General features: G+C 63.2%; 2 protein-coding genes and 1 pseudogene. All 3 read left to right on the forward strand.

Going from position 1 to position 2,065, the window contains the following annotated elements; all coding sequences use genetic code 11:
- The coding region (gene serS, locus EOA36_RS34255) for a serine--tRNA ligase (protein ID WP_127281110.1) at positions 1 to 1,181 on the forward strand (1,181 nt) is incomplete at its 5' end.
- Complete coding sequence (surE, locus tag EOA36_RS34260) at positions 1,181 to 1,939, forward strand: 5'/3'-nucleotidase SurE (RefSeq protein WP_127281111.1); 759 nt, start codon at positions 1,181 to 1,183, stop codon at positions 1,937 to 1,939. The genes serS and surE, both read left to right, overlap by 1 nt.
- A pseudogene (gene pcm / locus EOA36_RS38635) lies at positions 1,936 to 2,065 on the forward strand (protein-L-isoaspartate O-methyltransferase); the annotation flags it as partial. The gene surE and the pseudogene pcm, both read left to right, overlap by 4 nt.

Here is a 2,065-nt window from a genome sequence, read left to right on the forward strand (position 1 = left end):
GGCGCGAGCACGTCACCGAACTGCAGACCAAGCAGGAGCGCCGCAACGCCGCCTCGAAGGAGATCGGCAATGCCATGCGTTCGGGCGATGCTGCCCTTGCCGAAAAGCTCAAGGCCGAAGTCGGCGAGATCAAGACCTTTATCCAGAATGGCGAGGCGCGCGAGCGAGAGCTCGACAAGGCGCTGAACGACGCGCTGGCGGTGCTGCCCAATGTGCCGCTCGACGACGTTCCGGTCGGCAAGGACGAGCACGACAATGTCGTCAGGCATATCGTCGGCAAGGTGCCGACGCGGCCGAACTGGGTGAAGGAGCATTTCGAGATCGGCGAAGCGCTCGGCATGATGGATTTCGAGCGCGCGGCAAAGCTGTCTGGCTCGCGTTTCACCGTGCTGAAGGGCGGCCTGGCGCGGATGGAGCGCGCGATAGGCCAGTTCATGCTCGACCTCCACACGACCGAACACGGCTATGAGGAGATCATCCCGCCGTTGATGGTGAAGGACGACGTTCTGTTCGGCACCAACCAGTTGCCGAAGTTCGAGGAGGATCTGTTCTTCACGCCACACGGGGAGGGCAGGCTTGGCCTGATCCCAACCGCCGAAGTGCCACTCACCAACCTCGTGCGTGAGGAAATCACGGCGCACGAAAAGCTGCCGCTGCGCTACACCGCGCTGACGCCCTGCTTCCGTTCGGAGGCAGGCTCGGCGGGACGCGATACGCGCGGCATGCTTCGTCAGCATCAGTTCTATAAGGTCGAGCTGGTGTCGATCACCGACCAGGACTCCTCGCTCGCCGAGCACGAGCGGATGACGCAATGCGCCGAGGAGGTCCTGAAGCGGCTCGAGCTGCCGTTCCGTACCATGGTGCTGTGCACTGGCGACATGGGTTTTGGCGCCCGCAAGACCTATGACATCGAGGTCTGGCTGCCCGGCCAGAACGCCTATCGCGAAATCTCGTCCTGCTCGGTCTGCGGCGATTTCCAGGCGCGCCGCATGGACGCCCGCTACAAGGACAAGGATGGCAAGGGCAACCGTTTCGTCCATACGCTCAACGGTTCGGGCACCGCTGTCGGCCGCGCGCTTATTGCTGTCATCGAAAACTACCAGAATGAGGATGGCAGCGTAACCATTCCTGAAGTGCTGCGGCCTTACATGGGCGGTCTGGAAAAGATCGAATCGAAATAATGCGCATTCTTCTGACCAATGACGACGGCATTCATGCCGAGGGCCTGGCGTCGCTCGAGCGCGTCGCCCGCACACTGTCCGACGATGTCTGGGTGGTGGCGCCCGAACAGGACCAATCGGGCTACGCGCATTCGCTGTCGATTTCGGAGCCGCTGCGGTTGCGAAAAATCGGCGAGAAGCATTTTGCCGTGCGCGGCACCCCGACCGATTGCGTCATCATGGGCGTCAAGAAGATCCTGCCCGGTGCACCCGACCTGATCCTGTCCGGCATCAATTCGGGCGCCAACATCGCCGACGACGTGACCTATTCCGGCACCGTCGCCGGCGCCATGGAGGGCGCGCTGCTCGGCATCAGGTCGATCGCGCTCAGCCAGGGCTACAGCTATGTCGGCGAGGACCGGGTCGTCCCTTACGAGACCACCGAGGCGCTGGCGCCGGCGCTGCTGAAGAAGCTCGTCGCGACGCCATTGCCCGACGGCGTCCTGCTCAACGTCAATTTCCCCAACTGCCTTCCCGAGGAGGTGGCCGGCACAGTGGTCACCACGCAGGGCAAGCTGGTGCACAGCCTGTGGGTCGACGAGCGCCGAGACGGGCGCGGCCTGCCTTACTATTGGCTTCGCTTCGGCCGCGAGCCGGTCGAAGGCAAGCAAGGCACCGACCTCTTTGCCTTGCGCAACCGGCTGGTGTCGGTAACGCCGTTGCAGCTTGACCTTACCGCGCATGAGATCCGTGACCAGCTGAGCAAGGCGCTTGCATGAACCAAGGCTTTCCAATCGATGATCGCGAAGGATTTGCCGCTTTCCTGCTGCGCCTGCGCGGCAGGGGAACGGTGCCGAAGGCACTGATCGCGGCTTTCGAAGCGACACCGCGGCGCGGTTTCCTGG

The organism is Mesorhizobium sp. M8A.F.Ca.ET.021.01.1.1 (genome assembly GCF_003998025.1).
Lineage (GTDB): Bacteria > Pseudomonadota > Alphaproteobacteria > Rhizobiales > Rhizobiaceae > Mesorhizobium.

Bases quoted from the DNA above. Each gene is read 5' to 3' on its own strand.
- surE (WP_127281111.1), top strand. From the start codon at position 1,181: ATGCGCATTCTTCTGACCAATGACGACGGCATTCATGCCGAGGGCCTG.